General features: G+C 67.3%; 5 protein-coding genes and 2 pseudogenes. 2 read left to right on the top strand and 5 right to left on the bottom strand.

Annotation, left to right across the window (positions count from 1 at the left end; genetic code table 11):
• Positions 1–588: sensor histidine kinase (locus tag HKK72_RS36330; protein ID WP_187238927.1), on the top strand; the 588-nt coding region annotated here is incomplete at its 5' end.
• Between the two features lie 259 nt (positions 589–847).
• Here the strand turns inward: HKK72_RS36330 and HKK72_RS36325 are convergent.
• The 5 genes and pseudogenes from HKK72_RS36325 to HKK72_RS36305 form a co-directional block, all read right to left on the bottom strand.
• Entirely contained in the window at positions 848–1,312 is a 465-nt protein-coding gene (locus tag HKK72_RS36325) for a YkgB family protein (protein ID WP_187238926.1), read from the bottom strand.
• A gap of 261 nt (positions 1,313–1,573) precedes the next feature.
• Positions 1,574–2,152 (bottom strand): annotated as a pseudogene (locus HKK72_RS36320) (transposase); the annotation flags it as partial.
• 274 nt (positions 2,153–2,426) lie between these two features.
• Positions 2,427–2,853: pseudogene (locus HKK72_RS36315) on the bottom strand (VOC family protein).
• A 26-nt stretch (positions 2,854–2,879) separates the two neighbouring features.
• On the bottom strand, positions 2,880–3,389 hold the full coding sequence (locus HKK72_RS36310; RefSeq protein WP_187238924.1) for a pyridoxamine 5'-phosphate oxidase family protein: 510 nt from the start codon (positions 3,387–3,389) through the stop codon (positions 2,880–2,882).
• A gap of 13 nt (positions 3,390–3,402) precedes the next feature.
• Entirely contained in the window at positions 3,403–3,945 is a 543-nt protein-coding gene (locus tag HKK72_RS36305; protein ID WP_187238923.1) for a cysteine dioxygenase family protein, read from the bottom strand.
• A 106-nt stretch (positions 3,946–4,051) separates the two neighbouring features.
• On the opposite strand from HKK72_RS36305, the gene HKK72_RS36300 reads away from it, so the two are divergent.
• On the top strand, positions 4,052–4,538 hold a 487-nt coding region (locus HKK72_RS36300), incomplete at its 3' end, for a response regulator transcription factor (protein WP_222721593.1).

Genomic DNA, 4,538 nt, shown 5'->3' with positions numbered 1-4,538 from the left:
CAGCTCCTTGATCACGCCCTCCATGACCTCGACCGGGTGCAGAGCATCACCACCGATCTACTCCTGCTGACCAAGTTGGGGGCGAACACCCAGCCGACCATGCAGCAGATCGACCTCACGGCGCTGGTCCTGGCCGCGGTCGTCCACAGGGCGGACCACCAAGTACAACTTCATCTCGACTCCGAGGTGACCGTCGATGCCGTCCCACCCCACGTGGCCCGAATGCTCACCAATCTGCTCGACAACGCCCACCGTCATGCCACCCAGACGATACGGATCGAGCTGCACCGTACGGGCGACAGCGCCGAACTGGCCATCACCGATGACGGAGAAGGAATCGCCCAAGCCGACCGTGAACGCATCTTCCACCGCTTCGTCCGGCTGGACTCGGCCCGCAGCCGCGACTGCGGAGGCACCGGCCTCGGCCTCGCCATCGCCCGCGACATCGCCCACGCCCACAACGGCAACCTCCACGTCGAAGACTCAGCGTGGGGCGGGGCACGTTTCGTCCTCCGGATCCCCCTGGCCGAAAACCATGAAGGATCTCGGCCGCGTAGCCCCTGGCAACGCTCAAACGCCTCCAACTGATGGAGCGAATCGAGCCCGCCCGCCGGCGGACCCAAGAGCGCCGTCCTCCCACAGGACGGGCGACACGCAGCCCACTCCGCGGCCGAGTCGATGGCGGAGTCGATCAACGTGACAGCGGAGGACAGCTCCGGAGGCTCCACACCGACTACCTTGACCGCATCGCCGACCTGCCCTGGACCTGAGCAGAAAGGCCACCCGCAACCCGAGCCCTGGGCCAGGGCCGAGCGCGGTGGACCGGTACCCAGCGCCAGGCCCTGAGCTACCGGCACTCGGCGGCTTGCAGGGCGTCCGCGGCCGTCAGCAAGGAGGCTCCGAGGAGCACGACGTCCTTCACCAGGAACTGCCCCGCGAGGGACAGCTTCGGTTCCCCGCGTGTCTCTTGCCACGCCTCGGGTGTCGTAGCCAGGAAGCTGAGGGTGGTGGCGAACATGCCGACGGCGGCGAGGCTGCCGAGGGCTGACGCTCTCGGCGCAATCGGTTTTGCTCCGATCAGCGAGCCCAGAACGATTTCAGTGACGCCGATCAACCTAGCGACCTTCTTCTCCCCCAATCTGGTGATAAGCCACGAGAACGGGGGGCTTGAGGTTACGAGGGGACGAATATTTTCTACCTCGTAGTCTTCAAATTTTAATCGCCCGATCTCCAGAAGGTTGATCACAAGTCCATACCGAACGGTCGAAATCCCCACACTATGCACTATTTTTCCGATGCGGTGCATTCTCATGAAATCCTCGCCTGACGCGTCGGCTATATCGCTCAGCGTAGGACTCGGAACATCAGCCAACGCTGAGCATCAGGTCATGCTTCACCATCGGTGTCGAGGCCACCACCGATCACTGCCACGCGGTCGGCAACGACCACGCCGCCGGGCCGTGTCCGCGGCGCCGCCCACTGCGCTACCTCTCCTCGGCTTCGTCGCCGAACGGCCCCCGGCGCGGATTCGGTGACGGCGTCGCTGGTACGGCAGTCCGAGATCGTGATCTGGTCATCGGTGGGTGAGTCGGGCTCGCTGGTGGAACCAGCGGGCGCGGGCTTGATGGCGTCGTCGCCAGATGTGCCAGCGCAGGTGGTGTTCGAGGTCGTGCCAGGTGTGGGTGAGTAGGTTGACAGTCACGGGCCGTTCTTGAGGGACGAAGCACAAGAAGAACGCCACCTCGCGGATGCCTTTGGTGTTCGGGGCCTGGCTGCGGCGGATCAGCAGGTGGCGGCGGGGGTCGGCGGTGCCGAGCCAGGCCCAGGCGTAGCGGCGTTCGCCTTTGGAACCCGCCCCGCAGGAGTCGATGACCCAGTCGGAGGCGATGAGCGTCTTCAGCGCCTCATCGGCCCTGACCTTGGTGTTCTTGCCGAGGGCGACCGGTGTCGATTTGGAGATCCCCAGCACGTAGCCGGTGTCGACCCCCGGTTGTTCCAGCCAGGTGCGCAGGCCCGGGTGGGCGCCGTAGACCTCGTCTCCGATCACCCACGCCGGCAGTCGGCCTTCGGCGTGCAACTCGGCCAGGATCTGCCGGCCCAGTTCGGGTTTGGTCGCAAACGCCAGGTCCTCGGGCACCCGGGCCTGCCTGCGACGGCCCTGGTCTGCGTGTCCGTGCCGAAAACCTCGTCCACGTCATGCGACCTGGGAATATTCATGAACGATGCCGCCGAGAGGGTCACGCCGCCGGACCTTGAATTCATCTAGGTTCGTGGGCTCAGGGAGCTTGGTCAGCGGACTGGCCTGGCCAAGCGTCCGATGTGGCCTGTGCCAATTGTAATGATCTTCGTACTCGTCTGTGCCGGCTGCGGCGTGGAGGTCGCCGTCCAGCAGTCCGATTGCTGGGCGCAGCAGCAGGTCACGCTCCTCACCGAAGCTGCTCGGCCAGCGCGACGATGATGCCCTGGGGGCCGCGGACGTAGCAGAGCAGGTAGATGTCCTCGTACTGCGCGATCTCGCCGATGAGTTCGGCGCCGTGGGGGCTCAGGCGAGCGACGGTGTCCTCGATGTCGTCGACCTCGAACATGATGCTGCGGATGCCCAGTGTGTTCGACGGTGCGGGGTCCGGTTCGGCGCTGATCGCCGCCGGCGAGTGGAACTTCGTCAGCTCGACCTTGCCGTGGTCGTCCGGGGTCCGCATCATCGCGATGTCGACGCGGAGGTCGTCGAACCCGTTGAACCCGCTCCGCCCAGCGTCCCTCGATCGGGGCCTTGCCCTCCAGCTCCATGCCGAGTTCGGTGAAGAAGGCGATGGCGGCCTCAAGGTCGGCGACGACGATGCTGACGTGGTCCATTCGCTTAAGTGTCATGTCCCCTGCCCTTAGGAGTCGGTTGCCTGGCGTTCGGCCTGCTGCTGGATCAGTTCCTCGACGGCGCTCGGGAGGGTCGTCTCGAAGTCGATCAGTTTCGCCCAGGTCGGGGTGACGACGATGCGGACCATGCCCTCGTGGTAGAGCGAACGCACCCCGGCCTCCCACTCGACCCGTTGCTCGGGCGTCATCTGGTAGGTGCCGTTCATCTCGAGGTACTCGTCCGGGATGCCGTCGGTGACGTCGAGCTCGGCCTGGCCGCGGATGAGCAGGATCTTGGGCGGGTGTACCTCGGTGTCGATCGTCAGGGCGACCGCCGGGTTCTGGCGGAGGTGGGCGAGCTTTGGGGCGTTCTTCGTGGTGCACATGACGATCTCGGTGCCGTTCCAGCTGAACCCGATGGGAACGTTCCGGGGCGTGCCGTCCTTGGCGACGTATGCCAGGCGGGTGATGTCGCGGGCCAGCAGCTCCTGGCTCAGCGGGCGGTTCAGGATCTCGGTGGTCTCTTTCGGCGTGGTCATGTCGTATCTCCTGTCAGCTCTGGACCGGGAGGTCGTAGAAGCGGCGGGCGCTGGAGCCGATGCGGTTCAGGTCGGTGCCGTAGATGTGCAGGGAGACGGCGGTCTCGTCGCCGATGTTACGGACACGGTGGATGTCGCCGGGCGGGGCGAAGGCGCTGACCTCGCCGGTCGTGTTCGGGTTGTGGCCGGCCTCGATCAGGGTCGTGCCGTCTTCGGAGAGGGTGAACAGGTCCTCGTACTCCACGCCGGTCAGGACGCCGAACACGCACCAGGTCACGTGGTCGTGGATGCGGGTCAGCGCGCCGGGCTGCCAGGCGATGGCCACCATCGAGAACGAGCCGTCCGGCTCCACGTGCAGGCGGTGGCTGTGGTACGTGCCGCGCTCGCCGCTGAGCAGGTCCGCGGGAAGCAGGCCGGGCGAGGGCAGGCGCTCGCGGAGTGCGTCCCCCACGTACGACGCGGTCTCGTGCCAGCCGGCGTTGCGGGCGATCGCGCCGCGTACGGCGGTGAGGAGTTCGTCCAGCTCTGCGGCGGGGCGCACGGTTAGGGTGTTCATGGTGTCCTCCCCTGTCAGGTGCCTCCAGCGTCGCCCCGACGGGGAGGTGCGGTCATCCGTGCTGACCGCAGAACACCACGGATGCTGCCACGGAAAGGGGCCAAGGGTGGCGGAGCGGATCTCTGAGCGGGAGGCCGAGGTGCTGGCCGCGCTGGGTGCGCGGCTGTCCAACGCGCAGATCGCGAATCGGCTGCACATCTCCGTGCGCACGGTGGAGAGTCACGTGTCGTCGCTGCTGCGCAAGTACGGCATGGCCGACCGGTGGGCGCTGGCCGAGCTGGCCCGCTCCGGGGAGCGGGAGCCGGGCCGGGTGGCCGGGTTGCCGGTGTCCGGGACGACGTTCGTGGGCCGTGCGGCCGAGCGCGCCGCCGTACTGGCCGCGGTCGAGCAGACCCGGCTGGTGACGCTGCTAGGCCCGGGCGGGGTGGGCAAGACCCGGCTGGCCGCGGTGGCGGCCGAGGAGGCCGTGGCGCTGTTCCCGTCCGGCGGGGCTTTCGTCGACCTGGTGCCGGTACGCGACGGGTTCGTGGCCCGCGCGGTCGCGACCACGCTCGGGGTGACCGAGGGCTCGCACCAGCCGCTGGAGGAGGCGG

The sequence above is a fragment of the Actinomadura sp. HBU206391 genome, from assembly GCF_014323665.1.
GTDB lineage: Bacteria > Actinomycetota > Actinomycetes > Streptosporangiales > Streptosporangiaceae > Actinomadura_C.
Note: the sequence above shows the minus strand (reverse complement) of the source record. Positions and strands in the feature narration are given on the sequence as shown.